Origin of the sequence: Amycolatopsis sp. NPDC059657, assembly GCF_042734395.1 — a bacterium.
GTDB lineage: Bacteria > Actinomycetota > Actinomycetes > Mycobacteriales > Pseudonocardiaceae > Amycolatopsis.
Map to the genome: position 1 here is coordinate 83,821 of NZ_JBHWEB010000022.1, position 26,949 is coordinate 110,769.

Here is a 26,949-nt window from a genome sequence, read left to right on the forward strand (position 1 = left end):
TCCACCCGGCCTCCTCTCGCTTCACCCCAGAGGCGCCAGATCACCCGCCAGACCCGATCTAGCACCCGCCGAACGCGACCTCGCGAGGGGCGGGCACAGAAAAAGCCCCGGTCCGCGGGGAGGCGCGGACCGGGGCCGGGGTGGAAGCCTCCGGGGGCGGGGTGTCAGGGTGCCCCGCCCCCAGGGCGTCTTCAGCCGCCCAAGGCGAGGGCGATCGCGCCGCGCAAGGCGGCGTCTTGGTCGAACTTCGCCGGGACCAGCTCGGGCGGGAACGGCACCGCGCAGGCGAGACGTTCGCGCAGCGCGGGCAGGATGATGTCCGCCGAGCGGACCAGGCCGCCGCCGACCGCGATGCGCTGGGGATCGATCGCGATCGCCAGGTTCGCCACATGCATCGACAGCTCGTCCAGTGCCGAGGTGACCAGTTCCTTGGCCTGCGCGTTGTCGCGCGCGAGGCGGAACAGCTCACCGGCGGTGACCGGACGGCCGAGCATCTCGCTCGCCCGGCCGCCCAGCCCACGCCCACCGACGGCTTCCTCCAGCGGCGCCGCTCCGCTGGTGAAACCCTCGGTGTCCTGCGGTGCGAGAAGGTTGTAGCCGATCTCGCCCGCAGCGCCATTGGCCCCCGGCAGCACATGGCCGCCCACCAGTACCGCCGCGGCGATCCCGGTTCCGAGGGACAGGAACATCGCCGGATCGGTGTCCGCCAACGCCCCCCATTTCCATTCCGCCAGCGCGGCCGCCTTGGCGTCCGTGCCGGTCTCGATCGGCACCCCGGGGAACTCCGCCGCGACCAGGTCGTGCAGGTGCAGCTTCTCCCAGCCGGGGACGTTCGGCGCCAGCAGGATGCGATCCGGCAGCACGATCCCCGGGCTGACCACGCCGACGGCCGCCAGGCTCGCGCCGGCGCCGTCTTCGGCCAGCAGTGCGTGTGCCGCGGCCAGCGCTCGGGTCACGACCTGGTCCGCACCACCCTCCGCGTCCGTGGCGAGCCGGCGGGTGGCCAGCACGTTCCCCTCGCGGTCGGACAGACCCAGCGCCACCTTGGTGCCGCCGAAGTCGATCCCGAGAATGAGCTCTTGAGTCACGCGCAGACCACCAGCCTGCCGGTGTTGAAGCCGGTCACGCTGACCACCGGAGTCGCCCCGTTCAGCTCGGACACGGGGTAGGTCGACGTCAGGGTCTGCGATTGCCCCGGCCACAACGTGGCGTTGTTGTCGTCCCACGATGCGCTGCGCACCTGGTTGTCGCCCGGCAGTTCCCTGCCGTCCGCGGTGCCCCTGCGGACATCGGCCCGCAGGAAGAACCCGACGGCGGGCTTGCCGGTGGTGTTGGTGATCGTCACGGTCGTCGTCGCCTGCCCGTGCGAGACCGTGGTGGACGCCTTCGCCGAGACCGAGGCCTTCGGCAGGTTCTGCAGATCCTGCAGGTCGGCGTACTGCGAAAGCGTCGCCTGCGGCTGGCCGAGCGTCTTGTCCCAGTCGACCACGTCCTGCTGCGTCGACAGCCAGTAGACGTTGCGGTCGACCAGCTTGCCGTTCTTCTTCACCTGCAGCTCGACGAAGAACACCTGCGCCTTGGCCGGCGGGACCGTCGCGGCGGGCACCTTCGGCTTGATGACGTCGTTGCGCACGACCTGGCTGCCCAGCGACAGATCCGAGGCGGTCTGGTCGTCGAGCACCTTGCCGTTCACGTCGTAGACCTTGGACTGCACCGAAATCCCGGACTCGGTCGCGCCGCCCAGGTTGTCGAGCGTGACGCTGTTGTTGTCGTAGCCGTACAGCGCGTGCAGCGGCCGGTTGGCCTTCTTGGCGCCGTAGAACGCGCCCGCCTGGTCACCGTCGTTGTTGTACAGCGACCACAGCAGCGTCGGCCAGCCCTTGTTCAGCTGCCAGTAGACGATGCCGGTCGACGGGTTGTTCTTGTCCGTCGAGTGGTGCAGGAACGCCTCGAACTGCGACCGCGTGTTCTCGTAGTTCGCGATCTGCGCCAGCTGCACGTAGGACTCGAGCGAGTTCCACTTGCCGTAGCGGTCGCTGATCGAGTTGTCCAATGTGTACAGCGTGCCGAACGCGTAGCCGCCGTGCCCGGTCTCGAAATTCGCGTGGTACTGGTTGTAATCCGGCTCTTTCCACAGCTTTTCCTGCTCCGCGGGGGAAAGGAAGCGCTTGATCGAGTCGAGCGTCGGCACCGTGTGCCCCGCGCTGGCCTCACTCGAGAAGCCCCACGAGCCACCCGCGTTGGTGCGGCTGCTGTCCTCGGGGTCGAAATGCGAGGTGTCGTACCAGTATGACGGCGGGACCCAGTCGTACGGCCCTTCCTTCTCACCGGCCTGGCCCAGCGTCGGGGTGCTCTTGTACTCCGCCGAGGCGACGAGCGAGACGTTGAAGTCCGACTCCTTGAACGCCTTCAGCGTCTCGCTCTCCTGACGCGGGATCGGCTCGTTGTCGCTCCAGCCGTAGTTGAACACGCTCGGGTGATTCCGCTCGCGCTGGCCGATGCTGTACGCCGAGTCGTGCATGATCCGGTAGTCGCGTTCGTTCAGCTTCGACGCGTCCTCCGGCTGCCACGCGTCACAGCACAGGAAGCCGCCGATGATCAGCAGACCGGCCCGGTCCGCCTGGTCGTAGAAGTCCTGCGGCATGTCGTGGCCTTCGAGGCGCAGCCCGTTGAGGCCGAGGCTCTTGATCAGCGACAGCTGGTGCGCGACGTCCGCCTTGTCGTACTTCAGGAACAGGTCCGGCGCGTAGCCGCCGCCGCGGAAGACGAACTCCTTGCCGTTGATGCCGAAGATCCGCGAGCCTTCCGGCGCCGGTGACGACTTGCCGACCAGCCGCGAGCTGATCGAGCGGATGCCGAAGGTGCTCTTCGACGAGGTCGACAGCACACCGCGCTGCGAGACGGCGGTGGTCAGCCCGTACAGCGGCTGGTCGCCCATCGAGTACGGCCACCACAGCTTCGGCCGCGAGATCTTCAGCGCGCCGAAGCGATCCGGCCCGAAGGTGACCGTCTGCTTCTTGCCCGCCGGCACGGTCACCTGCTGCCTGACGACGATCGGGAAACCACCCGGCTGAGTGATCACCGCGGTGACGTCACCGGTCTGCGCGGTGTCCGCGTTGTTGGTGACGTCGACCTTCGCCGTCAGCGCGGACCTGCTGCCGTCGGCGGCGGTGTCCTGGTTGACATGCGCGTTGTCCCCGGTGAGCGCGTTCGAGATCTGCAGCTCCGGCGGGTACTGGATGCCGGTGTTGTTGTCCGGCGGGATCTGGCCCCAGTCGACCTGGTCCAGCGTGTACATCTTCAGCGGGTCGTTCGGGTACACCTTGATCGCCAGTGTGTTGCGGCCGGGCCGCACCAGCTTGGTGATGTCGAAGGTGTGCCCGGCGAACGCGCCGGAGACGAGGTCCTTGGTCGCGATCTGCTTGCCGTTGACCCAGACGTCGGCCTCGCCGACGACGCCGGGGATGGTCAGCTTCGCGAACTGGCCCGGCTTGAAGTCGGGGGTGAAGTCCGTGCGGTACCACCACGGGTCCGAGAACGGCTTGGTGACGACCGGGCCCAGCTTGCCGACGTACCCGAAACACTTGCGCATGTTGTCGGAGTAGTAGACGTCCGGGCACTTGCCGTTCTGCACCAGCGCGGTCAGCTCGGTGCCTGGCGCGCCCGCGTCGTCGACCTTGACCGGCAGCCAGCCCTTCGTCGAGTACCCGGGTGCCGAGACCTTCTCGCCGCCGTCGGGCACGGACGCGGTGGTGAGCACCTGCCAGCCCTGGGTGCCGATCTTCGACGGGCCTTGGCTTCCCTGGGCGGCGGCGAGCTGGACGGCCTCGTCGTCGGTCTGCGCCGCGGCGGGCTGCACGACCGTGAAAAGCCCTGGCAACAGGATCAAGGCGGCGCCGACCGCCAAGCGCGCTATCCGCGATCTGGTCATGCGGAGGCCCCTTCGCTCTCGGTGGCCACGAACGACTCACGGACCTCCTTGGGGCCGAACGGCCAGACCTTTTCCTTGCCCGCGTAGACAAGGAAGGCCACGACGCCGATCAGGATCCAGCCGACCGAGAGCCCGATCGAAAGCGGGGTCGCGGAGTAGTAGATGAAGACCCAGCCCGCGAGCGCGATGATCGTCGGAATCGGGTACAGGAGCTGCTTGTAGGGGCGCTTCAGGTTCGGCTGGCGCCGTCGCAGCACGATGATGGCGGCGACCTGCGCGAGCGACTGGATGAGCACCAGCACGGCCAGCGCCGCGTTGATCACGTCGGTCAGCGTGAACAGCGAACCGATCGCGGTGATCAGGCCCATGGTGATGACACCGAGCGTGGGCAGGTTCAGTTTCGGGTGCAGCCTGGCGAAGACGGGCAGGAAGACCTTGTCGCGCGCGGCCTCGTAGGGCACCCGCGAGCCGCCGAGCAGACCGGCGAAGACCGAGCCGATGGCCGCGATCACGATGCCCACGGTGATCACCTTGGACACGGTGGAGCCCCACGCGTTCTCCATCACGGTCGACGCGACGGACGAGGCGGTCTTGAGCTCCTCCAGCGGGATCGAGCCGAGCACGCCGACCTGGAGCAGGAAGTACAGGCTCATGATGCCGAGGATCGACAGGATGATCGACTTCGGAAGCGTCTTGCCCGGCTCCTTGACCTCGCCGCCGAGATAGGCGGAGGTGTTGTAGCCGAGGTAGTCGTAGATGGCGATGATCAGGCCGGCGCCGAGACCGGTCCAGAACGCGCCGCCACCGGCGAAGGCGCCGGGGGTGAAGGCGAACGCCTGCGCCGCGTGGAAGTTCGAGAACGCCGCGACGATGACGGCCAGCGTGGCGAACAGCATGATCGAGAACAGGATCGTGGTCAGCTTGGTGATCTCGCCGATCTTGCGGAACAGCGCCAGCACGATCAGCAGGATGATGCCGATGCCGATGACCTTGCCCAGCGGCGTGGTCGCGCCGTTCTCGACCAGCCCCGGCACCAGGTAGCCCAGGTACTGGACGAGGCCGATGATGCCGGTCGACATGATCAGCGGGATGAAGAGCACCGCGCTCCACGCGAACAGGAACGGCATCAGCCGCCCGGTGCGGTACTGGAACGCCTCACGCAGGTAAAGGTATGTACCACCCGCTCCCGGCATGGCCGCGCCGAGCTCGGCCCAGATCAGGCCGTCGGCGAGCGCGATGACGGCACCGATGATCCACCCGAACATCGCCTGCGGCCCACCCAAGGTGGCGACCATGGCGGGGATGGTGACGAACGGGCCGATGCCGCACATCTGGGTCATGTTGATCGCGGTGGCCTGCAACGGACCGATCTTCCGCTCCAACCCCGAAGCCGTAGCTCCAGCGTCGCCCGATCGGGTGGGTGAACTCACGAGATGCCTCCATCCAATAGTTAGTAAAGTTTCTTAACATATTTCTAGCGGCTCTGGAAGAGTTACCGCGTAAAGTTGCGGCAACACCGGCAAGAAAAGGGACATTCGATGACAACGAGCAGGACACCGCAGGTGGGCACCCCCGCGAGCATGCGCGAGCTCAACCAGCGGGTCGTGCTCGAACGACTACGCGTCGGAGGCGAGGCCACCCGCCCGCAGATCTCGGTCGACACCGGGCTGTCCAAGCCGACGGTCGGCCAGGCGCTGCTCGACCTCGAGCAGCGCGGGCTGGTCCGCACCGCGGGCCGCACGTTCTCCGGCCCAGGCCGTTCGGCCGTGGTGTACGAGGTCAACCCGGCCGCCGGGCACGTGCTCGGCATCGACATCGGCCGCCAGGCGATCCGGTTCGCGGTCGCCGACCTCAACGGCACCATCGTCGCCAGGCTCGACGAGCCCAACCGGGCCCGCTCGGCGAACGCGTTGATCAAGAAGGTCCGCCAGAGCGCCGACAAGGCCATCGACCAGGCCGGGCTGCTCCACTCGGACATCGTCGCGACCGTGGTCGGCAGCCCCGGTGTGCCCGACCCGCGCTCGGCGACCCTGCACCGCACCCCCAACCTGCCGGGCTGGGAGCGCAAGGGCCTGCTCAACGAGCTCGAAGTCGCGCTCGGCCCCAACCTGGTGGTCGAGAACGACGCCAACCTCTCGGCCGTCGGCGAGCATTCGGCGGGCGCCGCGCGCGGGCGTGACGTGTTCGTCTGCATCACGGTCGGCACCGGTGTCGGCATGGGCATCCTGGTCGACGGCAAGCTCTTCCGCGGCGCGAAGGGCGCGGCAGGCGAGATCGCGTACCTCCCCTACGGCTGGCCGGACAACCGCACGGTCTCCGAGCACGACGGCGTCCGACAGGGCCTGCTCGAGTCCGCGGCGGCCGCACGCCCGTTCGTCGAGGACGCGATCGCCAAGGGCCTCCCGGTCACCACGGCCAAGGAGGTCTTCGAACTCGCCCGCGACGGCGACGCCAACGCCATCGCCGCCGTCCGCGACGAGGCGCACCGCCTCGCCTTCGTCGTCTGCTCGGTCGCCGCGGTCCTCGACCCCGAGGTCGTGGTCCTCACCGGCGGCATGGGCGGCAACGCCGACCTGCTCGCCGAGCCCATGCGCGAGGCGCTGACCCACATCACCCCGCTCAACCCGGAGATCATCGCGGGCGAACTCGGCCCCGACGCGGTGCTGACCGGCGCGATCACCATCGCGCTCGACACCGCCCGCGACGTGGTCTTCGACCGGCGCGGCCAAGCGGGGTAACGTTTCGGATCCGCCGAGCGGCCGGTCACAAAAGCCCCCTTTCTGTTGCATGATGGGGTGTTCGCACAAGTGCGCCCTGTCACTTGTGCCCAAGGTTGTTTTCGAGGGAGGAGCGCTCATGCGGCACGCCGAGCTGAAAACGGACGTGGTGGATCTGAGCGAACTTTCACTGAAGGAGCTGCGGACCAGCGCGGATCCGGTGCTGCTCGCCTCGGTCGCGCTGCTGGCCGGCCGGACGGAACGCAGTCGCCCGGTGGTACTGCAGAACCAGGCCACCAAGGAGAACTGACCGCGGCGCCCGATGCTGCGCAACCATCGTGTGTCGCTCGCCAGTTTCGACGCGCTGGCCGCCGGCGAGGGCAACGCGGCGATCGCCGGGCGGTTGAAGCAAACGCATCGCAGCCGTCAGCTCGCGCTGGTGCGCGCGGTGCTCGACCGTGCGTCGGCACGTGCGCCGGGGCTCGGCCCGCTGCCCGCGCTGGAGGCCGCGTGGCGGCTGCTTTCCGACGCCCAGCAAGCCGATCCCGGCGCCGCCGAGGCCGTCATCACCAACCCGCAGCTCGGCCTGTGGGCGGCGAAAGCGTTGCGGCGATTGGGAAACACCGCCACCAGCGACACCCCGCTGTGGGCCGACCTCGGCTACCTGCACCTGACCGCCACGGCGGCCGCCATCCGCGCCGGGCTCGATTTCCGCGCCAGGGTCCCGGTTTCACGCGGCGTGGTCGTGCTGCCGACACTCGGCATGGCCGAGCTTCCCGCGGCACGGCGCTGGGACATCGCGGAGGTGCACAGCGCGCGCGGGCGGGTGCTCGTGCGCGGCGCGGCGGGCAGTGTCCGCCTGCCGCCCGACCCGGCAGGCGACGGCACCGGCTGGCACGCGCTGCGGCTGCTGCGGGTCGGCGACGACACCGACCCGCTCGAAGTCTGGCTCGACGACCTCGATCCCTACCGCGGTTTCGACGAACCGCTGGAACCACAACGGGTTTCCGCCGAGGAGAGCGCCGAGTGGCTGACCGGCCTCGCGGCGGCGTGGCGGCTGCTCACCGAGCACCATCCCACGCTGGCAGGCGAGATCTCGGCCGGCCTCACCACGCTCGTCCCCCGCCCGGCGACCGGCCGCCTCGACTCGTTCAGCGCGTCGCACGGCGACACCTTCGGCTGCATCGTGCTCTCGCTGCCCCCGGACGCGACCGGCTTCGCGGCGACACTGATCCACGAGTTCCAGCACAGCAAACTGGGGATATTGCTGGAATTACTCGATCTTGTCGACGCCGACACCGGCGGCGACCGGTTCTACGCGCCCTGGCGCGACGACCCGAGGCCCCTGATCGGCCTGCTGCACGGGGTCTTCTCCTACCTCGGCGTCACCGCGTTCTACCGCACCCACCGGACGGTGGCCACCGGCGCGGACGCGCGGCTCAGCCATTTCGAGTTCGCCTACCGCAGGGAGCAGGCGAGCGAGGCGACCGCCGCGTTGACCGATGTCGCCGAGCTGACCCCGCTCGGCCGCCGGTTCGTCGCCATCGCGGCGGGCAGGCTCGCGCGGTGGCAAGGCGAACCGGTGCCGGAGGATCTGCTGGCCGCCGCCAGGCGCGCCAACCTCGACCATCGGCTCACCTGGCGGCTGCGGCATCTGCTGGCGGACCCGGCGGCCGTCACCGAGCTGGCGCGGGCGTGGCTGGGCAACCGCCGCAAGCCGCACCTGCGCATCCCGGCGCCTGCCTTGCACACCAGTACCGAATCGGGGCCAGGCCCCGCGATCCGCGCCGAGCTGACCCGCGTACGCCTCGGCGACCCCGAGCTGTTCGCGGTCTACCGCGACTCCCCCGAGCTCGCGAACTCCGAGCTGCCCGGCGCCACCCCGGCCGACCTCGCGCTCGTCGACGACGCGCGCACCACGGCCGCCGCCGAATTCCGCGCGCGGGTCGTCGCGGAGCCCGGCGACCCCGGGCAGTGGGCCGGTTTGGCGCTCGCCACCGCGAACGCCGCGCTGCTGTCGGCCCCGGAGCTGGTCCGCGCGGTGCATCGCGCGATCACGGAACTGAGCGGCGAGGCGCCCGATCCGGTACGCCTCGCCACGTGGCTGGCTTAGATCTGCATCGGGTCGATGTCGCAGTTGGCGCGGACGTTGACCGTCGCGTCGTTGGTGGCCGGGTGTTCCGCGCCCAGCACCACGCGCAGCTTGTTCACCGCCTCGGCCTGCAGCTCGTCGGCTTCGGCACGGCGGCCGAGGCCGCGCATGTCCAGCGCCAGGTTGACCAGCAGCGCGAGCGTCGACGGGTGGTTGGGCCCGAGTGTCCGCTCCGAGCGCTCCCTGGTGTCGACGTCCAGCTCGTACGCGGCCTCCAGCTCACCGGCCGCCGCCTTGTCGCTGGCCAGGTTGGTGGCGCAGACCAGGGTGAACGGGTGGTCGTCGCCGAGCACCTTCCGCATGTCGGTGAGCGCGGACTCGTTGAGCGCGCGTGCCGCGTCGACTTCGCCGAGCAGGCGCAGCGTGACCGCGAGGTTCGTCGCGCCGGCGAGGCTGAACGGGTGCTTCGGGCCCCAGCTGTCCAGGTACAGCTTGTTGACCTCCATGCCGAGTTTGCGCGCGCCCTGCTTGTCACCGGCCTGGCGGAGGTCGATCGAGTAGTTCATCGCGGCGGACATGGCGTCGGGGTGGGTCACGCCGTATTTGGCGCGGAAACCGTCATAGGCCTCCTTCGACAGCCGCATCCCCTCCGCGTGGTCACCGGCCTTGCGCCGGGCCACCGCGAGGTTCTTGATCGCGCCCAGTGTCATGACATGCCGGTGACCGACCCGGTCCCGCAGCCGGTGAACGGTCTCCTCCTGCCGGTTGCGCGCGTCGACGTACTGGCCGTTCTCCCGGAGGTCGACCGACAGGTTGTCCAGTGTCAGCAGGGTGTTCCGGTGGTCCTCGCCGAGCACGTCGCGCTTGCGCAGCCAGGTCTGCTCGTCGAGCGCCTGCGCCTCGCCGAACCGGCCGACCAGGCGCAGGCTCAGCGCGTAGTTGTTGGCAGCGGCCAAGGTGTCGGGATCGTCGTCACCGAACCGGTTGCGCGCGCTCTCGTACGCGATCTTGTTCAGGTCGCGGGCCGCGAAGAAGTCACCCTTCGCGCGCAGGTCCGAGGCGACGGAGTGCGCGGTGAGCAAGGTTTCCTCGTGGGCGGGGCCGAGTGTTTCCCGCATCAGATCCAAGGTCCGCTCGGCGACCTTGCGTGCTTCGTCGAAGCGGCCGACCGCGCGCAGCGAGCGGGCGTACCACCGCGACACCACCAGGGTGTCCTGGTGGGATTCGCCCAGCTTCTCCGTCCAGAACTCGACCATCTCCTCCGACATGGCGAGCGCGCCCTTCGGGTCACCCGCGGCGAAGAGGTAGACGACGACGTTGATCGCCATCCGGCGGACCCATTCGTCGCTGCAGTCCATCGCCGTGCACGCGCGCACATGCGGGCGGAGTTCGCCGTAGCGCTGCCAGTTCTCGATGTCGTTCGGGTCGTTCGGGTCGCCGTTGCTCAGCAGCAGGTGCGCCGCGTGCCTGGTGCGGATCTGCTCGTCGGGGCTGAGCTTGTTGCGCAGCACCGTCTGCACCAGCCGGTGCAGCTGGATGGTGTTGGTGCGGTGGTCGATCCTGGCCAGGCTGTACCGGTTGATCTCGCGGATCGCCCTGCTCACCAGGATCGGGTCGCTCAAGATCTTTTCCAGCGCCTCGGAAAGCGGGATGTTGCGCACGCCGTTGAACAGGGTGCGCGAAATCGGCTCGGGCGCGAAGAAGGCGCACACCTGGAGAAGCTCCAGCGCACCACGGTTTTCCTGGGTCAGTCTGTCAAGTGACACGTTCCAGGCCGCTTCGACCGCGAGCGGGTAGTCGACCGGCGGACGCGACTGCAGCAGTTCGGTGCGCTTGTCTTCGAACAGGCGCAAGTACTCTTCGGTGGACATGCCCGTTTCGGCGCGCCAGGACGCGGCCTGCTCGATGGCCAGCGGGAGATCGCCCAGCACGTCGGCGAGCCGGTCGGCGTCCTCGTTCCCGAGATCGGGGTTGCGGCGCTGCAGCAGTTCCCGGCTTTCCTCGCGCCGGAACACCTCGACCTCGACCGCGCTCGCCACCCCCGACCATTGCGCGTTGCGCGAGGTCACCAGGATGTGCCCGAGCCCGGACGGGAAGAAGCCCCGCACGTCCTCCGGCCGGTCGGCGTTGTCGAACACGAGCAGCCAGCGGCCGTGCGGTTCACCGAGCCGCAGCGCTTCGAGCACCGCGGGCACCGCGGTGTCGGCGGATTGCTCCACCTGCAGTTTCAGCTTCTTGGCCAATTGGACGAGCGAGTTGCGGATGTCCGGCGGATTCTCGGCCGGAATCCACCAGACCAGGTCGTAGTCGGCGGCGTAGCGGTAGACATACTCGACCGCGATCTGCGATTTCCCGATTCCGCCCAAACCGTGCAGCGCGCCGGGCAGCACCGCGGTCGGGGTCGACTGGGAAAGCTGATCACGCAAGTCGCGCAGCAGTTCGGTGCGGCCGATGAAATTGACGTTGCGAAGCGGCACGCCACCCCACACGTTCGGCTGGTCACTCGCCCGGAAATGTGAAACCTGCTCGGAGCTCGTCGCCGTCAAAGCCGCTTCCCCTGCCGTTCTGAATCGGTTAAGACCTTCGGTTGGACCGGGCGAAGGTACCGCATTACCTTCGTGCTTTTCAGTCGTATCCGCGTCTTCGGCGTTACTGGATTCCCGGTATGCGTCCAAGGCTTCACCCAATCGACTGGCCCTGCGCCCGTATGGCCCGGACAGCGCTGTCAGAACGTCACGTTGAACAGTCAAGAAGGGCTCGCTTTCGGAAGACACCACCGGCTGGGTGGCCTTCTCGGGGTCTTCCACAACGTGCCGCTGATTGCGGACCGATTCGATCTTCGGCCCCAGAACATCCCCCACAACCCGCAATACCCGCGCGGTATCGGAACGCGACGCGGTGGCCAGCAATTCCGGCCGCAGTCCCGCGTGGAAGTCGTATTCCACGGTCGTCCCGCCCGATTTTCGCTTGCTGACGCGAAACAACAACCTGCTGAGCAGGATCTCCGCGAGCTGGGCCTGCCCCGATTCCGGCGCCAGGGTGTCCTGCACCGCTTTCATCACGCCGATCGTCAGCGGCGCCGCGGCCAGCAGCCCGGCGAGCCGGAAAGCCCCTGGGGTGGCGGTCGTCCGGAAGCGCAGCAACCGCCGCGACGGCGAAAGCTCTTCCGCGCCAAGCTGTTCCTCGGGCTCGGCCGGCGGCGGTGCCAGCACCGGCAGCCGCAGGCGCGCGGAAGCCTCGCCGGTCATCAAATCCGCCCAGCGGGTGAACCAGCGCGGATCGAGCGCCAGCACCGGCACTTGCACGGGACCCTTGACAGGGCCACGGGACGGCGGCCGCACCAGGCGTGGTGTCACCCGCATCCCCGTCCACGACCACAGTTCCGGCGGCAGCACGTTCACCACCGCGACCGGCGACGACCGGCGCCACCGCACGAGCAGATCGCGCACGGCGCCGGTGCGCCAGCCCGCGCCGACGCCGTCGGTGAGCAGCACGATGATCCGCCGCCCGGTCGGATCGACCAGCTGGCCGGGATGATGCCGGTGCGCGCCGCCACTGCCGTGCACGGCGAGCCGCCCCGCGTCGGTGTCCATCAGCACCTGGCGCACATCACGGAAGGCGCCCTGGCGTTCGAGCAGCGTCCGGAACTCGAACGCGGTCCGCCGCCAGATCCGCATCGACGCGCTGTCGTCGACGACGAGCACCACGTCGTACGGATGCTCCTGCGCCGGCACGCGCGCGGGCAGCCACAACCCGGTCTCCGCCGCACGGACGGCGGTCGCCTCCTCGTTGACGGTCGTCCGGCCAGGTGACGGCTCGGTCCGCATCATCGGCCGCAACGCGCGCGCGATCTTCAGCTCCTGCGGCAAACCCGACCGCCGCGGCCAGCGCGTGGCTTCCCGCACCACGGCGCCACGGGAATAGCCGGGCGTTTCGATGGCGACAGCGCCGTTCGTGTTTTCGCCTGGCTCCTCGGAATCCCACGGCTCCATCCGGTGCACCGGATCCGGCGACGGGGCAGGCGGCGTGAACTCCGCGGGCGCGGCGGGTTCCGGCCGCGCGCGCACCTCGGCGGCGTGGCGCGCACGCTCCGCCTCGCCGATCCTGCCCGCCAGCCAGAGCGCGTCGGCGATTTCCGACGGTTCGAGGCGATCGGCGGTCAGGCGCTCATGCCGGTCCGTCATCCGCTAGTCCGTTTCCGCGGCCCCCAGCCGCTGCCACAGCGCGTCGCGCAGCAGATCCCACTTTTCATCTTGCTGGAAGGCACCCGAAGTGGCGAGGAATACCGCGTTCAGTAACTGATCCGCCGCCAAGCCGCCTTCCCGCGTGCTGCGGTCGACGAAGGCGCGGACGAGCTCCGTGCCGTGCTGCACCTCGGTACCGGGGAAATGCGCGGAGACCATGGTGACGAGCTGCTCGATGCCGGGCGCGCGCATGTCGAGCCGCAGGCACCGGCGCAGGAACGCGGGCGGGAACTCGCGTTCCCCGTTGCTGGTCACGACAATGATCGGAAAGGCGCGGCAGCGGACCCGGCCTTCGCGCACGGTCGCCCGTTCACCCCGGTCCGCCGTGAAGACGCTGACCTCCGGCTCGGTCGCCGCCACCCGCACGAGCGGCGGGACATCGTATTCGCCGTCCTCGAAAATGTTGAGCAGATCGTTCGGCAAATCGATGTCGGACTTGTCAAGTTCATCGATCAGCAGGACCCGCGGCTGGTCGTAGGGGAGCAACGCCGTGCCGAGCGGGCCCAATTGCACGAAGTCGCCGATGCCCGCCTCGCCGGAGCCGCCCGCCGTCGCCTGGACGCGGCCGATCGCGTCGTACTCCCAGAGCCCGTCCCGCGCGGCGCTGCGGCTGGTGATCGGCCAGCGCAGCACCTGACCGAGCCGCAGTTCCCGCGCGATCTTGTACGCCAGGCTGGATTTCCCGGTGCCGGGCCGCCCGGTGACGAGCAGCGGACGCCGCAGATAGATCGCGGCGTTGACCATGTTCAGCTCGTCCTGCGTCGCCTTGATGCCGCTGACCGGCGACGCGGCGCCGAGCCTGCGATGGAACTCGCCGTCGTGCTCGGCGGGCGGGGGCAGCGCCGGGCCGCCGTCGAAACTGCGCCAGCCGGGTGGCGCGGGCAGCACGGCCGGCAGGTCGCGTTCGGCACGCGGCAGGCCGGTTCCCTGATAGATCCACCACGCCGGCTTCTGGTCGCCGCTCACGACGCCGTCCCCTCCTCTTGCGGAGCCTCCGGCGGATCCAGTGGCTCGACGGTGCGCTCCGGGTCGTCCCACAGCACGGTGACCCGGTTCCCGACATGACTGCGCGGGCGGGCGGACTGGCTCGCCCTGCTGCGCAACCGGCGCGCCTGTTCGGGCAGCGCGCCCAGATCCGCCTGCATCTCGCGGACGGCGGCCTCGAACGCGGACCTCGGCCCGTCCGCGCGCGACCACACCATCACCGGGATGCCCGTGCGCAGCCCGACGAGCACCTCGCTCAGCTCGGAGTCGGCAGGCCGCGTCCGCAGCACCAGCGAGAGCACGTCACGCTCGATCGCGAGCCTCGCCTCGAGTCCGGTCAGCTGCCGTGGTTTCGCCGCCTCGCTCCACAGCCAATGGTCGGTCATCTCCGCGCCGGGGCGCATCTCCTTGAGCAGCGTCCACCGCCGCCGCCATTCGCGATGCCAGCGCGGGGCGCGTGCCCGGTCGAGACTGCGGACGACCACCTGGTACGAAAGGCCCATCGGACGCGGCAGGCCGCTGCCGGACTCGAGATCCCATTGGTCCACCGGCAGATTGAGCAGTTCGAACGGGAGCAGGAACTCGACGCGCACATTGGCCGCGTCCTGCGCCCAGCCCGTTTCGGCGTCCGCGATCAACTCGGCCACATGCCTGCGGATCTCGTCCATGTCACCCGCGAAGCTGTCGCCGCGCAACGGATGCCAGCCGCCGAGATCGACCTGGCGCCAGTGGGTGAGCGTGTACCGGTCGGCGTCGAGCAGGTCGCGTTCCATCCTGATCACCAGGTAGGCCATCAGGTCACCGCCGCGCGGCACCGGCTCGGCGTGCTCCAGCCGCAGCGCGCGCATCTTCTCGGCGATCCCGATCCGGTTCGCCTGCCGGTCGTTCCATTCGCGCAGCTGCTCGCACCGCTGATCGCCGAGATGCCGCGCGAGGTATTCGACGAACACCAGCAGCGGCGGCACCCCGTCCGGGCGCGCGTTCACCTGTTCCAGGAAGGCCAGCGCCTCCTCCGGCCGCTGATGGTCGATCGCCAGCTCCGCCGCGACCGGGCCGACCGCCGCGTGCACGAAGTCGACCAGCCGGTCCTCGGCCATCCCCGAGATCAGCCCGAGCAGCTCGTCGCGCGCGCGTTCGGGCACGAGGTCGAGCGCGGACATGTCGTCGAGCGCCTGGCACGCCCGGCGCACCGCGGGCGAGCCGGGTTCGACGTCGTTGAGCACCTTGGCGAGCATCCCGAGCGCGCGGGGATGCTGGCGCTTGCACGCCACGAGGATGTGGAACAGGTGCAGCCGGGTCGCGTTGGATTCGGGCACCTGCAAGGCGAAGCCGAGATGATCGTCGAGCAGGTCGAGGCAGAGCCGCCGTCCGCCGGGATCGCGCAGCACCGGCACCTGTTCGAGGGTGTCGACCAGCGCACGCCAGCCGTGCCGGTCCGGCCCGACGCCAACTGCCACGGCCCCTCCAGCTGTTTCAGCGGACTACTGGGATATCTCAGTGGTTCCCGTTGGACAACCGTCTCCGCGCGACATCCACCAGACGGCGTACCGCGGGCGTGTCCCCTTCGAGACCTCGGACCGCCGTCACGAGTTCGGTGAGGCCGTCGTCGTGGCCCTCACAGGTCCGGACCATCGCGATGACGTGCAGCCTGGCGCGCGAGTGGTAGGGCACGGTGGCGCGGATGTCCGGGCGCAAAACGTCGAGCAGCTCGCGGCGGCCCGTTTCGTCCGCGATGAACGGGACGGCGAGAAGCGCTTCCACCACTTCGAAAAGTCCGTTGACCGGAAGGGGTTCCGGCTCGTCCTCGTCGGGGACGGTCGTGCCGGGAAGACGAAGCCAGGCGCGCGCCTGGGTCTGCTTCACCGAAACGTCGATCTCGCGATAGGCCTCGGGGTCCGCGCCGGGTTCGTGCCGGATCACATCTTCGTAAAAGAGTTCCGAAGCGACGATGGCGAGCATTGCGCCGGTGACGCGCAAAGCCGACTTCGCGCGGGGTGCGTCGACGAGACGGCAAGCGAGATTGAGTGCCGGGCTGACGAGCCCGTTCTCGTTTTCGTGAATCTCACCCGCGTGCAAGGCGACCCTCAGCTGGAAACGGGCTTCCTCGGCGTGTTTCGCATTGTGCCTGCGCAGTCCCGCGTGCAGCCGCTCCGGCAGCCGCTCGGCCAGCAGCAGCTTGGGGAATTCCGGTCTGACCAGGATGATCGCGCCGTCGCCGCGATCTTCGGCGCGAGCTTCCTTCCAATGGACGGCCGCTTCGTCAAAGGCCGTGCGGAGAATGTCGTAAAGGCCTTCGTGGATCGCGCGCTGATGGAAACCGGTGCGCGCCGGGTCGGTGAACTTCGCGATGTCGACGACGACAATCGTGCGATACTGGTTATCACTTTCGAAAAGCAACTTCCCTCCCCGCCTCCGGAGCTAACTCTAGGCCGTGTCTGGTGGATCTGTTCGATGGGCTTCGTGATCCAGGTGGTTCCTGGCGGTGCGGGCGATTCGCCCTCGTACCGGGTTGTACTCGGGTGAATCGCCCGCGGGCGTCAGGGGCCGCCTGGGCGCGAAGACCGCGAACTTGAGCCGCCAGACACGGCCTAGGTCTCGCAGGTGGGTGATCACAGTTGTGCGAACCGCACCGGTTCCGCAGTCTTAGTACCCATGGAGGGTGCGGACCGGTTCTGGGCGAGGCTCGGGCCCGCGGAACGAGGCGCGATCGAGCGGATAGCCACCCGCCGCACCTTCGCGACCGGTGAATTCCTGTGCAGGCAGGGTGAGTCGGCGAGCAATGTGGTGATCGTGCTGTCCGGGCACGTCAAAGTGGTCACCTCGGGCACCGGCGAGACCGACGGCCGCGAGGTGGTCGTGGCCGTGCGCAGCACGGGTGACGTCATCGGCGAGATGGCCGCGATGGAGAACGGGGTGCGTTCGGCGACCGTCGAGGCGCTCGACACGGTCGAGGTGCTGACCATGTCGGGGCCGAGGTTCGTCACCCTGTGCCAGAAGGAGCCGAAGCTCAGCTGGACGTTGTCGGTGGTGCTGGCGGGACGCCTGCGCGACGTGGGCAGCAAGTGGGTGGACTACGGCGGGGGCGGCACCACCATGAGCCGGGTGGTCGCGCTGCTGCTGGAGATGGCCGTCCAGCACGGCAGGCACACCGTGCACGGCATCGAGATAGACACGCCCGCCACCCAGCAGGAGCTGGCGTCGACGGCCGCGACCTCACGCGAATCGTGGGGACGGGTTTTGCGTGAGCTCCGGTCAAAGGGCCTGATCAGCACAGGCAGGCGCAAGGTCACCATCCACCGTTTGGCGGAACTTCAGCGCCTCGCGCGCTGAGTGTGTCAGGTGACGCAGACCCGGTCACCTCCCTGCGGTTTCCTGGAAGCCGACATCCAAGGAGGGGACCTATGGAACCGTTTCTCCCCGCACCACAGCCGGTCCGCTGGCGCCGGGGCGTCTACGCAGCCGGCCTGGTCATCCCGTTCACCTGCGTGCAGATCTGGGCCGTGCTGGTGCTGCTGACCATGGCGAACCTCGACGGCGCGGTCGCCTTCGCGATGCTGCTGACCATCTTCGGCTCGGCCGTCGGCGTCTACTCGGGCTGGCGATGGGCGGTGCGTCTCGGCAGCGAGCGGGAAGAAAGGTGAGCGAACGACGAAACGGGCCCGTGTACCCGAGGGGGGTACACGGACCCGTTCTCTTATGTCCTTTGTGGACTAACGAATGCCGCGTTCCTTGCTCACGCGGGCCGAGCGGGTGCAGACCTCGCCGACATCGACCGTCTGGCCGCGGTCGACGTAGACGTCGGCGATACCCACGAGCTTGCCGCTGCGCGACGTGCAGGTGAGCTGGTACGCCTCCTTCGGCCCGTAGGTCGGCGGGATCGGCGAGGCGAACGAGACGTCGCCGGTCCAGTCGTCCGTCTTGGCCGGGTCGGCCTGCGCGTAGTTCACCATCACGGCCTTGTAGTCACCCGCGGGCGGGTCGAACATGGTCGCGTGCTCCGAGGTGGTGCCGCCGTTGGCCGACGACGTCACCAGGTTGCCCGCCGCGTCGTAGACGTACAGGTCCCAGTCGGTGTCCGGGCTGGCCCAGTTCACGTTGACCGAGAACTTGCCGTTGTCCACCTTGGGCATGCCGTCGACGTGGAAGGTGAAGCTCTCCACGTTCGGGTCATTCGGGTAGTCGGTGTTGATCGGCGGGACACCCGGCGGGTTGGTCACCGCGAAGCCGGTCTGCGCCGGGCCCTGCGGGTCGCGGCCGTAGCGACCGGCCACGTACGGGCGGGTCGACGGGTTGACGGCCCACGCGAAACGGCCACCGGTCGAGGTGAACTTCGAGTCGAGCGTGTCCTTGACGTAGATCGGCGGCTTCGTCGAACCGTCCGGCTGGACGACCGGCGAGGTCGGCGTCTGGAACGTCTTGTGCAGCTTGAGCTCGTAGCCCTTCGGCGCCGAACCGATCAGCGTCGAGTGCGCCGACGGGTCGGCCGCGTTCGTGAGCATGTCGACGAAGGCCTGGCGGTTACCGCCCTTGCCAGCGCCCGCCGCCGGAGCGACACCGGTGTACTCGGCGACGACACCCTGCTGGAACGGCGGGTGGAACTCGACGTTGCCGATCTCGAACGTGAAGCCGAAACCGCCGGTGGCGAAGTAGGACCAGTCCTCGGTGCTGCCGGTCGTGTCGTACAGCTGCCAGGACGGCTGGCTCTTGTAACCGTTACGCGAAGCCATCTTGTCGCCGAGCGCCTTGTACGCGGGCTCGTCGAGCGGCGGGCGGACGTCGGCGACGCCCGGCACGCGCAGCACCAGGTTCGAGAAGGTGTGCAGCGTGATCAGGTTGGTCACCTGACGGCTGGACACGATCGCGCGCACGTTCTGCGTCTCCGGCTCCGAGAACGGGCCCGCGCCGCGGAAGGTGTCACTGCGCCACAGCGTCGACGCGCCAGCGCCGCCCCAGAAGCCCGCGTAGTTGCGGTTCGGGTCGGTGCCGCGCTCACGGCCTGCCGGGTTCGCCTTGCAGACCCCGGTCGTGAACTCCTTCGGCGAGTCGTTCACGTTGCAGTTCTTGCGCTTCATCTCGTAGTCGAAACGGGTGAAGTCACCCTTCGGCTCGGCCTCACGCGAGATCTCGAAGCCGTCGGGGTTGACGATCGGGACGACGATGTTGCGCGTCTTGCCGACCAAGCCCTTGATCTCCGCGTTGTTGGCGCGGTAGCCGTTGATCAGCTCGTAAGCCCACTCCATCGCGTGCTCACCGGCGGGCCACTCACGGGCGTGGTGCACACCCATCAGGAACTCGACCGGCTTGCCGTCGGCGATGTTCGCGACGTCGGTCGCGATCTCCAGCCCGACGACGTCACGACCTTCCCACGTCGGGTTCGGCATGGTGAAAGCGTTGACCAAGCCAGGGTTCCTGCGGGCCAGTTCCTTCATCTCGTACTGGTAGTCGTAGAGGTGCCGGTAGCTCGTGCGCCCCGACGGCAACGTCGACCCCGCGGACCGCGCGGCGGCCTCACGGTCGGCCTGCGCGTTGGCGATGGACTTCGCCGACAGGTCCGGCTCGATCACCGTGGACTTGAAACCGTTGTCCGCCAGCGTCTTCCGGTCGGCGTCGTTGGCGAGGATGACGTCGACACTCGTCGCGTCGGCCTTCTCGGTGACATCCAAGCCGGTGCGGATCAGCCGGTCCTTGTCCTTCTTCGCCGGCGTCTCGACCCGGACCATCTCGGCGCGCTGGGCCGCGGGCGGCGAGCCGGTCGGTGTGCCCTGCGGGGTGAGCGCGAGGAAATCGACGCCCACCACGGCGGTACGCGCGTCGCCGGAATAGCGGCAGGCCTGCACGACGAGCTGCTGGCCCTTCTTCACAAAACTTTCGGCGAGCTCATGCGTGCGCAGCGCGGCCGAAGCCGCGACCACCGCGCCGGTCGCCTTGTCGAACACGGCGATGTCCCAGTCCCCCTCGGGACCGTTGGACGGCTTGAGCCTGGCCTGGACCAGACCGTCCACGGTGGACGTCACTTCACGCTTGTCGGCCCCACTGGCGTTCCTGCCCAGCACAGAGCCGAAACACGACCGCGCCACCGAACGGTCCGCGCGCACCACGTTGTCCGCGGCGTTCGCCGTCGACGACGGCAGCGCGACGACGAGACCCGCCAAGGACACGGCCACCGCCGTGAACCCCAGCTGTCTGCGCCTTGGTGATTTCCCCACAGCCTGACCTCCTTGAACCTGGCCGACGTGACCTCGCGCACGCCAGCCTGGCGACATTAGCCGCCGGAAGGAAACGAAGCCACCGCCACAAGTCGCAGTCGCTTCACATCACCGGCGCTACCCTGGAAAACCTATGATTCGTCAAGTCGCGAAACCCGCTTCGGTGTTACCGCTGCTCGGCCTTTTCGGTGGTGCGGTAATCGTTCTGCTACTGCAAGTGCTGCCACCTTCCAACGCGATAAGCCCGATCCGGCGCACCATCAGCGAGTACGCGCTCGGGCCGAACAAGTGGCTTTTCGACACCGCCGTGCTGGTGATCGCGCTCGCCTCGGCCGCCGGTTTCGCCGGTTTGATCCGGGGACGCAGACTGCCGTTGCGCTCCGCGGCCACGGTCTTCAGTGCACTGTGGACCGGCGCGTTGCTGCTGATCATCATCTTCCCGAAGCACAACTGGGCGGTCGGCCCGAGCGCGGGTGGCACCGTCCACCGCGTCGCGAGCGTGGTCGCGTTCGTGTGCCTGCCGATCGCGGTGCTGCTGGCCGCGCGGACGGTCTTCCCGCGCTCACCCGGCAGGCGGCGGCTCTCGCAGGCGCTCGCCGTCGGCGCGTTGCTCTGGTTCGCCGTCATCCTCGGCGCCATCGCCTACTCGGCCACCGGCGCCGGGCCGTGGTGGACGCTCATCCCGCTCGGCCTGGTCGAACGCCTGATGGCGCTGACCGGCCTGCTCGCGATCGGGACGCTGATAGCGCCCATTCGGCTGGATATGACCCACGCCACAGCCGGGGCGGGCGAGCTGGCGGTACCTTCCTAAGCGACCGCTCAGCATGTCTACTGGGCAGACGTATTTCTCAACGATGAGGAGGTCCGCTGTGACCGAGTCCCCCTCCCGCGTCGCGATCGTCACGGGCGCAGGCCGTGGCATCGGCTCGGCGGTGGCGAAGAAGCTCGCCGCCGACGGATTCGCCGTCGGGCTGCTCGACCTCGACGAGGCCGGGGTCAAGCAGGGCGCCGAGGACATCAAGGCCGCAGGCGGCAAGGCCGTGGGCGCCACACTGGACGTCAGCGACGCCGACCAGGTCGAAGCGGCGGTCACCAAGGTCGCCGAGGAGCTCGGCGCGCCGACCGTGCTGATCAACAACGCGGGCATCACCCGCGACGCGATGCTGTTCAAGATGACCGAGCTCGAATGGGATTCGGTCATCAACGTGCACCTGCGCGGCTCGTTCCTGATGACCCGCGCGGTCCAGAAGTACATGACCCAGGAGAAGTGGGGCCGGATCGTCAACCTGTCCAGCACCTCCGCGCTGGGCAACCGCGGCCAGGTCAACTACTCCGCCGCCAAGGCCGGTCTGCAGGGCTTCACCAAGACCCTCGCGATCGAGCTGGGCAAGTTCGGTGTCACCGCCAACGCGATCGCGCCGGGGTTCATCGCCACCGACATGACCGCGGCGACCGCCGAGCGTGTCGGCATGAGCTTCGAGGACTTCAAGGCCGCCGCCGCGTCGCAGATCCCCGTGCAGCGGGTCGGCACCCCGGACGACATCGCGAACCTGGCGTCGTTCCTGGTCAGCGAGGGCGCCGGGTTCATCTCCGGCCAGGTCATCTATGTCGCCGGCGGACCGAAGGACTGAGCCCATGCGCGTGTTCTCTGACATCGAAGAGTTCTCGTCGATGGTCGGCGAGTCGCTCGGCCACAGCGAATGGCACACGATCACCCAGGAGCGGGTGCAGCTGTTCGCCGACGCCACCGACGACCACCAGTGGATCCACCTTGACCAGGAGAAGGCCGCGGCGGGCCCGTTCGGCGGGACCATCGCGCACGGCTACCTGACCCTGTCGCTCATCCCGATGTTCGCCAAGGACCTCTACTCGGTCGACGGGCTGAAGATGGGCATCAACTACGGGCTCAACAAGGTCCGGTTCCCGCAGCCGGTCCGGGTCGGGTCGAAGGTGCGCGCGGGCGCCGAGCTGGTCGAGCTGACCGACGTGCCCGGCGGCAAGCAGGCCGTCGTGCGCTGGACGATCGAGATCGACGGCGAGTCCAAGCCCGCTTGCGTGGCCGAGACAGTCGCCCGCCTGATTGTCTGACCTGCGAAAAGAAGACTGAACTACCGCCGCCCTGTACGACATACCGACCAGTCGGTACCCTTTGGTCCGTCAGCAGCTAGGAGGGGCAGATGAGCGAAACCGACCCGCCGGGTCTGGAACTGGGCAAGCTACGCGCGTACCTCGACGCGCATCGCCCTGGACTCGCCCACGGCGAGCTCGGCGCGGAGGTCGTGCAGGGCGGCAAGTCCAACCTCACCTACGTCGTGACCGACGGGTCGTCGCGCTGGGTGGTGCGCCGCCCGCCGCTCGGGCACGTGCTGCCCACCGCGCACGACATGACGCGCGAGTTCAAGGTGATCTCGGGCCTGCACCCGACGAACGTGCCGGTGCCGGAGGCGTTGCTGCTCTGCGAAGACAAGGACGTGCTCGGCGCGCCGTTCTACGTCATGGAGTTCGTCGAGGGCACGCCGTACCGGACCGCGGCGGAACTCGAGGCGCTCGGCGCCGTCCGGACGCGGGCGATCGCGGACGCGCTGGTCGACACGCTCGTCGACCTGCACGCCGTCGACCCGGCCTCGGTCGGGCTCGGCGAGTTCGGGCGCCCGGAGGGCTTCCTGGAGCGGCAGCTGCGGCGCTGGAAGAAGCAGCTCGACGGCTCGCGCAGCCGTGAGCTGCCGGGGATCGAGGTGCTGCACGACCGGCTCGCGGCGTCGATCCCGGTCTCGGGCAGGCCGTCGATCATCCACGGCGACTACCGGCTCGACAACGCGCTGGTCTCCGGCGACCGGGTCACCGCGGTACTGGACTGGGAGATGTCCACCCTCGGCGACCCGCTGACCGATCTCGCGCTGATGGTGGCCTACGCCGAGCGCAGCGCGATCAACCTGGACTTCGTGTCCGACGCGACGTCCGCGCCCGGCTATCCGAGCACCGACGAGGTGGTCGCCAGGTACGCGGCACGGTCGGGACGCGACGTCTCGGCGCTCAACTGGTACGTGGGCTTCGCGTTCTTCAAGCTCGCGGTGATCTTGGAAGGCATCTACTTCCGCTTCAGCAAGGGCCAGACCGTCGGAGCCGGGTTCGAAGGCGTCGGCGCCGGCGTCGTTCCGCTGGTGACGCATGGCAACGACATTCTCAAAGAGGAGAAGTAAATGGATTTCGCCTACGACGCCAAGACCGAGGAGCTGCGCGGCAAGCTCCTCGAGTTCATGGATTCCCATGTGTACCCGGCGGAAGCCGTTTTCGAGCAGCAGCTCGCCGAGCGCTCGGACGAGTGGTCCACCGTCCAGATCACCGAGGACCTCAAGGCCGAGGCCCGCAAGCGCGGGCTGTGGAACTTCTTCCTGCCCGGTGACGCCGGGGGGCATGGCTCGGGCCTGACGAACCTGCAGTACGCGGCGCTCGCGGAGATCACCGGCATGAGCCCCCGGCTCGCGCCGACCGCGCTGAACTGCGCCGCGCCGGACACCGGCAACATGGAAGTGCTGTCCATGTTCGGCAACGAGCAGCAACGCAAGCAGTGGCTGCAGCCGTTGCTGGAAGGCGAGATCCGGTCCGCCTTCGCGATGACCGAGCCCGATGTGGCCTCTTCGGACGCGCGCAACATCGCGACCAGCATTCGCAAGGACGGCGACGAATACGTCATCAACGGGCGCAAGTGGTTCATCTCCGGTGCGATGAACCCGAACTGCCAGATCTTCATCGTGATGGGCAAGACCGACCCGGAAGCCGCGCCGCACAAGCAGCAGAGCATGATCCTGGTCCCCCGCGGCACGCCGGGCATGACCGTCAAGCGCGGCATGCACGTGTTCGGCTACACCGACGGCGACCACGGCGGGCACGCCGAGATCGTCTTCGAGGACTGCCGCGTCCCCGCGGAGAACCTCATCGCGGGCGAGGGCGACGGGTTCGCCATCGCGCAGGCGCGGCTCGGCCCCGGCCGGATCCACCACTGCATGCGCCTGATCGGCATGGCCGAGCGCGCGCTGGAGCTCATGTGCAAGCGGACGCTGTCGCGCGAGACGTTCGGCAAGCCGATCGCCGAGCAGGGCGTGGTGCAGGACTGGATCGCCGAGGCGCGGGTCAAGATCGAGCTGCAGCGGCTGCTGGTGCTCAAGACCGCGTGGCTGATGGACACCAAGGGCAACCAGGGCGCGCACACCGAGATCCAGGCCATCAAGATCTCGACCCCGATCACCGTCGAGTGGATCCTGGACAAGGCGATCCAGGCGCACGGCGCCGGCGGCGTCAGCCAGGACTTCCCGCTGGCCGAGCTGTGGTCCGGCGCGCGCATGCTGCGTATCGCCGACGGCCCCGACGAGGTGCACAAGCGCTCGCTGGCGCACCGCGAACTGAAGAAGTACCGCACGGAAGGCAAGCGATGACCGCGACAGCAGTTGACGCCGAGACGGTGCGCGGACTCGTCCGCGACCTGCTTTCGGCACACGACCCCAAGACCACCGAGCGTTCGGAGTTCCTGCACGCCCGGTTCTCCGCGGGCCTGGCCTGGGTCCACTTCCCCGTCGGCCTCGGCGGGCTCGACGCGCCGCGCGCGTTGCAGTCCATTGTGGACGCCGAACTCAAGGCCGCCGGCGCGCCGGACAACAACCCGCGCCGCATCGGCATCGGGCTGGGCATGGCCGCGCCGACCGTGTTGCGCTTCGGCACGCCGGAACAGCGCGAGCGTTTCCTGCGTCCACTGTGGACCGGCGAAGAGGTGTGGTGCCAGCTGTTCTCCGAGCCGGGCGCGGGTTCGGACCTGGCGGCACTGGGCACCCGCGCGGTCCGCGACGGTGACGACTGGGTCGTCACCGGCCAGAAGGTGTGGACCTCGGGCGCGCACGCGGCCAGGTTCGCGATCCTGGTGACCCGCACCGACCCGGATGTGCCCAAGCACCAGGGCATGACGTACTTCATCTGCGACATGCACGCGCCGGGTGTCGAAGTGCGGCCGCTGCGCCAGATCACCGGCGAGGCCGAGTTCAACGAGGTCTTCCTGACCGAGGTGCGCATCCCCGACGCGCACCGGCTCGGTGAGGTCGGCGAGGGCTGGAAGGTCGCGCAGACCACACTCATGAACGAGCGTGTCGCCATCGGCGGCATGGAGATCCCGCGTGAAGGCCACCTGCTCGCCCCGGTCGCGCGTACGTGGCGTGAGCGTCCCGAGCTGCGCACTCCCGAGCTGCACGACCGGCTGCTGAAGCTGTGGGTCGAGGGCGAAACACTGCGCCTCGTGGGCACGCGCCTGCGCCAGCAGCTCGCCGCCGGAGCGCCAGGGCCAGAGGGTTCGGTCGCGAAGCTCGCGTTCTCGGAGCTGAACCAGGCCGTATCCGGCCTGGAGATCGAGCTGATGGGCGAAGAAGGCCTCACCTACGACGACTGGACGATGCGCCGTCCGGAGAACGTCGACTTCGCCGCGCGCGGCCCTGGCTACCGGTATCTCCGCGCGAAGGGCAACTCCATCGAGGGCGGCACTTCCGAGGTGCTGCGCAACATCATCGCCGAACGCGTGCTGGGCCTGCCCTCGGAACCGCGCGTCGACAAGGACGTGGCCTGGAAGGACCTCCCCCGATGACCGACCTGCTGTATTCAGAAGTTGAAGAGGACCTCCGCGCGTCCGTCCGCGACCTGCTCAAGGCCCAGGCCGAGCCCGCCGCGGTGATCGCCAGGACCGAGACGGCCGAGCCGTACGACCTGAAGCTGTGGCGCACCCTCGCCGCCGACCTCGGCGTCGCGGGCCTCGCGATCCCCGAGGAGCTCGGCGGCCACGGCGCGTCGGCCCGCGAGGTCGCCGTGGTGCTCGAGGAACTCGGGCGCAGCGTCGCGCCCGTCCCGTTCCTCGGCAGCGCGGTGCTCGCGACCTCGGCACTGCTCGGCGCGGACACGTCGTCCGAGGTCGTCACGGAACTGCTGGGGCGCCTGGCTTCCGGCGACCTGATCGGCACGCTCGCCGTCCCGCTGACGACGGCGCCCGGCGGCGACTTCCCGTCGACGGTGTCCGTGGCGGCGGACGGCACGCTCACCGGCCGTGTCGGCACGGTCGCCGACGCCTCGGTGGCCGAGGTGATCCTCGTCCCCGCCGTCGGCGCCGGCGGCCCCGCGCTCTACGCCGTCGAGGCTTCGGCCGTCACGCTCACCCAGCTGACCTCGCTGGACCTGACGCGCCGTCTGTCCACTGTGGAACTTTCGGGCGCGGCGGGCCGTCTCGTGGCCGGTCCCTCGCACGCCGCGGCGGCTTTGCAGCACGCGCTGACCACGGCCGCCGGGCTGCTGGCGTCCGAGCAGCTCGGCGTGGCCGAGTGGTGCCTGAACGAAACGGTGGCGTACCTCAAGACCCGCTACCAGTTCGGCCGCCCGGTCGGCTCCTTCCAGGCACTGAAGCACCGCCTGGCGGACCTGTACCTGGCCGTGGTCAACGCCCGCGCCGCCGCCCGCTACGCGGCCGACTCGCTCGCCACGGCGAGCGAGGACGTCCCCGTCGCGGTCGCGGTCGCACAGGCACGCTGCGCCCCCATCGCGGTGAAGGCGGCCGAAGAGGCCATCCAGCTGCACGCGGGCATCGGCATGACGTGGGAGCACCCGGCCCACCTCTACCTCAAGCGCGCCAAGAGCGACGAACTCGCACTTGGCACGGCGGGCCGCCACCGCGCGACCCTCGCCGGCCTGATCAACCTCCCCGCATAAGTGGACTCGTGAGTGGTATGGCCGGTTCTAACCGGCCATACCC

20 protein-coding genes are annotated in these 26,949 nt (G+C 69.0%); 12 read left to right on the forward strand and 8 right to left on the reverse strand.

Features of this window, described 5'->3' with window-relative positions; translation table 11 throughout:
- Positions 1–191 precede the first annotated feature (191 nt).
- Genes ACFV15_RS15075 through ACFV15_RS15085 form a run of 3 tightly spaced genes read right to left on the reverse strand, consistent with a single transcriptional unit; the run spans position 192 to position 5,361 of the window.
- A complete protein-coding gene (locus tag ACFV15_RS15075) occupies positions 192–1,088 on the reverse strand; it encodes an ROK family protein (protein ID WP_378351013.1) in 897 nt (298 codons plus the stop codon).
- Positions 1,085–3,931, reverse strand: a complete 2,847-nt coding sequence (locus ACFV15_RS15080; protein WP_378351015.1) for a beta-mannosidase — start codon at positions 3,929–3,931, stop codon at positions 1,085–1,087. The genes ACFV15_RS15075 and ACFV15_RS15080 overlap by 4 nt, the downstream gene beginning before the upstream one ends.
- The gene (locus tag ACFV15_RS15085) at positions 3,928–5,361 is read right to left on the reverse strand and encodes an APC family permease (protein ID WP_378351017.1); all 1,434 of its coding nucleotides are present in this window, start codon (positions 5,359–5,361) and stop codon (positions 3,928–3,930) included. The genes ACFV15_RS15080 and ACFV15_RS15085 overlap by 4 nt, the downstream gene beginning before the upstream one ends.
- Before the next feature lie 108 nt (positions 5,362–5,469).
- Here ACFV15_RS15085 and ACFV15_RS15090 point away from each other — a divergent pair, with 108 nt between their 5' ends.
- The 3 genes from ACFV15_RS15090 (at position 5,470) to ACFV15_RS15100 (ending at position 8,761) form a co-directional block, all read left to right on the forward strand.
- On the forward strand, positions 5,470–6,669 hold the full coding sequence (locus ACFV15_RS15090) for an ROK family protein (protein WP_378351018.1): 1,200 nt from the start codon (positions 5,470–5,472) through the stop codon (positions 6,667–6,669).
- A gap of 118 nt (positions 6,670–6,787) precedes the next feature.
- Positions 6,788–6,958, forward strand: coding sequence for a hypothetical protein (locus ACFV15_RS15095; protein WP_378351020.1), 171 nt, complete (start codon positions 6,788–6,790; stop codon positions 6,956–6,958).
- A 12-nt stretch (positions 6,959–6,970) separates the two neighbouring features.
- A complete protein-coding gene (locus ACFV15_RS15100; protein WP_378351021.1) occupies positions 6,971–8,761 on the forward strand; it encodes an HEXXH motif domain-containing protein in 1,791 nt (596 codons plus the stop codon).
- On the opposite strand, the gene fxsT is transcribed toward ACFV15_RS15100, so the two are convergent.
- The 4 genes from fxsT to ACFV15_RS15120 are packed head-to-tail and all read right to left on the reverse strand — an operon-like array spanning position 8,758 to position 16,365.
- Positions 8,758–12,924: an FxSxx-COOH system tetratricopeptide repeat protein gene (gene fxsT / locus ACFV15_RS15105; RefSeq protein ID WP_378351022.1), complete on the reverse strand. Its 4,167-nt coding sequence runs from the start codon at positions 12,922–12,924 to the stop codon at positions 8,758–8,760. The genes ACFV15_RS15100 and fxsT overlap by 4 nt on opposite strands.
- Before the next feature lie 3 nt (positions 12,925–12,927).
- A complete protein-coding gene (locus tag ACFV15_RS15110) occupies positions 12,928–13,950 on the reverse strand; it encodes an AAA family ATPase (protein WP_378351023.1) in 1,023 nt (340 codons plus the stop codon).
- Positions 13,947–15,425, reverse strand: a complete 1,479-nt coding sequence (locus ACFV15_RS15115; RefSeq protein ID WP_378351024.1) for a hypothetical protein — start codon at positions 15,423–15,425, stop codon at positions 13,947–13,949. Before ACFV15_RS15115 ends, ACFV15_RS15110 begins: the two co-directional genes overlap by 4 nt.
- A gap of 37 nt (positions 15,426–15,462) precedes the next feature.
- The gene (locus ACFV15_RS15120; RefSeq protein ID WP_378351025.1) at positions 15,463–16,365 is read right to left on the reverse strand and encodes a hypothetical protein; all 903 of its coding nucleotides are present in this window, start codon (positions 16,363–16,365) and stop codon (positions 15,463–15,465) included.
- Positions 16,366–16,620: 255 nt separating this feature from the next.
- On the opposite strand from ACFV15_RS15120, the gene ACFV15_RS15125 reads away from it, so the two are divergent.
- Positions 16,621–17,298: a Crp/Fnr family transcriptional regulator gene (locus ACFV15_RS15125; RefSeq protein ID WP_378351026.1), complete on the forward strand. Its 678-nt coding sequence runs from the start codon at positions 16,621–16,623 to the stop codon at positions 17,296–17,298.
- Positions 17,299–17,369: 71 nt separating this feature from the next.
- Entirely contained in the window at positions 17,370–17,609 is a 240-nt protein-coding gene (locus ACFV15_RS15130; RefSeq protein WP_378351027.1) for a hypothetical protein, read from the forward strand.
- A gap of 69 nt (positions 17,610–17,678) precedes the next feature.
- Here the strand turns inward: ACFV15_RS15130 and ACFV15_RS15135 are convergent, their stop codons facing one another.
- Complete coding sequence (locus ACFV15_RS15135) at positions 17,679–20,174, reverse strand: M14 family zinc carboxypeptidase (RefSeq protein WP_378351028.1); 2,496 nt, start codon at positions 20,172–20,174, stop codon at positions 17,679–17,681.
- A 217-nt stretch (positions 20,175–20,391) separates the two neighbouring features.
- Between ACFV15_RS15135 and ACFV15_RS15140 the strand changes: the two genes are divergently transcribed.
- From ACFV15_RS15140 to ACFV15_RS15170, 7 genes are all read left to right on the forward strand, one after another.
- On the forward strand, positions 20,392–20,985 hold the full coding sequence (locus tag ACFV15_RS15140; protein ID WP_378351029.1) for a DUF998 domain-containing protein: 594 nt from the start codon (positions 20,392–20,394) through the stop codon (positions 20,983–20,985).
- Between the two features lie 58 nt (positions 20,986–21,043).
- Positions 21,044–21,805: a 3-oxoacyl-ACP reductase FabG gene (gene fabG, locus ACFV15_RS15145; protein WP_378351030.1), complete on the forward strand. Its 762-nt coding sequence runs from the start codon at positions 21,044–21,046 to the stop codon at positions 21,803–21,805.
- A gap of 4 nt (positions 21,806–21,809) precedes the next feature.
- Positions 21,810–22,262, forward strand: a complete 453-nt coding sequence (locus ACFV15_RS15150; protein ID WP_378351031.1) for a MaoC family dehydratase — start codon at positions 21,810–21,812, stop codon at positions 22,260–22,262.
- Positions 22,263–22,351: 89 nt separating this feature from the next.
- Entirely contained in the window at positions 22,352–23,374 is a 1,023-nt protein-coding gene (locus ACFV15_RS15155) for a phosphotransferase family protein (RefSeq protein WP_378351032.1), read from the forward strand.
- Positions 23,375–24,607, forward strand: a complete 1,233-nt coding sequence (locus ACFV15_RS15160) for an acyl-CoA dehydrogenase family protein (RefSeq protein WP_378351033.1) — start codon at positions 23,375–23,377, stop codon at positions 24,605–24,607.
- Entirely contained in the window at positions 24,604–25,797 is a 1,194-nt protein-coding gene (locus ACFV15_RS15165) for an acyl-CoA dehydrogenase family protein (RefSeq protein WP_378351034.1), read from the forward strand. Before ACFV15_RS15160 ends, ACFV15_RS15165 begins: the two co-directional genes overlap by 4 nt.
- Positions 25,794–26,906 (forward strand): acyl-CoA dehydrogenase family protein, encoded by a 1,113-nt coding sequence (locus ACFV15_RS15170; protein ID WP_378351035.1) that lies wholly within the window; start codon positions 25,794–25,796, stop codon positions 26,904–26,906. Before ACFV15_RS15165 ends, ACFV15_RS15170 begins: the two co-directional genes overlap by 4 nt.
- The last annotated feature ends 43 nt before the right edge of the window (positions 26,907–26,949 follow it).

Excerpts from the sequence above, each read along its gene's own strand:
- ACFV15_RS15155 (WP_378351032.1), top strand. The coding sequence starts at position 22,352 with ATGAGCGAAACCGACCCGCCGGGTCTGGAACTGGGCAAGCTACGCGCG.
- ACFV15_RS15165 (WP_378351034.1), top strand. The coding sequence starts at position 24,604 with ATGACCGCGACAGCAGTTGACGCCGAGACGGTGCGCGGACTCGTCCGC.
- ACFV15_RS15160 (WP_378351033.1), top strand. The coding sequence starts at position 23,375 with ATGGATTTCGCCTACGACGCCAAGACCGAGGAGCTGCGCGGCAAGCTC.
- ACFV15_RS15080 (WP_378351015.1), bottom strand. The coding sequence starts at position 3,931 with ATGACCAGATCGCGGATAGCGCGCTTGGCGGTCGGCGCCGCCTTGATC.
- ACFV15_RS15100 (WP_378351021.1), top strand. The coding sequence starts at position 6,971 with ATGCTGCGCAACCATCGTGTGTCGCTCGCCAGTTTCGACGCGCTGGCC.
- ACFV15_RS15095 (WP_378351020.1), top strand. The coding sequence starts at position 6,788 with ATGCGGCACGCCGAGCTGAAAACGGACGTGGTGGATCTGAGCGAACTT.
- fxsT (WP_378351022.1), bottom strand. The coding sequence starts at position 12,924 with ATGACGGACCGGCATGAGCGCCTGACCGCCGATCGCCTCGAACCGTCG.
- ACFV15_RS15150 (WP_378351031.1), top strand. The coding sequence starts at position 21,810 with ATGCGCGTGTTCTCTGACATCGAAGAGTTCTCGTCGATGGTCGGCGAG.
- ACFV15_RS15125 (WP_378351026.1), top strand. The coding sequence starts at position 16,621 with ATGGAGGGTGCGGACCGGTTCTGGGCGAGGCTCGGGCCCGCGGAACGA.
- ACFV15_RS15170 (WP_378351035.1), top strand. The coding sequence starts at position 25,794 with ATGACCGACCTGCTGTATTCAGAAGTTGAAGAGGACCTCCGCGCGTCC.
- ACFV15_RS15130 (WP_378351027.1), top strand. The coding sequence starts at position 17,370 with ATGGAACCGTTTCTCCCCGCACCACAGCCGGTCCGCTGGCGCCGGGGC.
- ACFV15_RS15090 (WP_378351018.1), top strand. The coding sequence starts at position 5,470 with ATGACAACGAGCAGGACACCGCAGGTGGGCACCCCCGCGAGCATGCGC.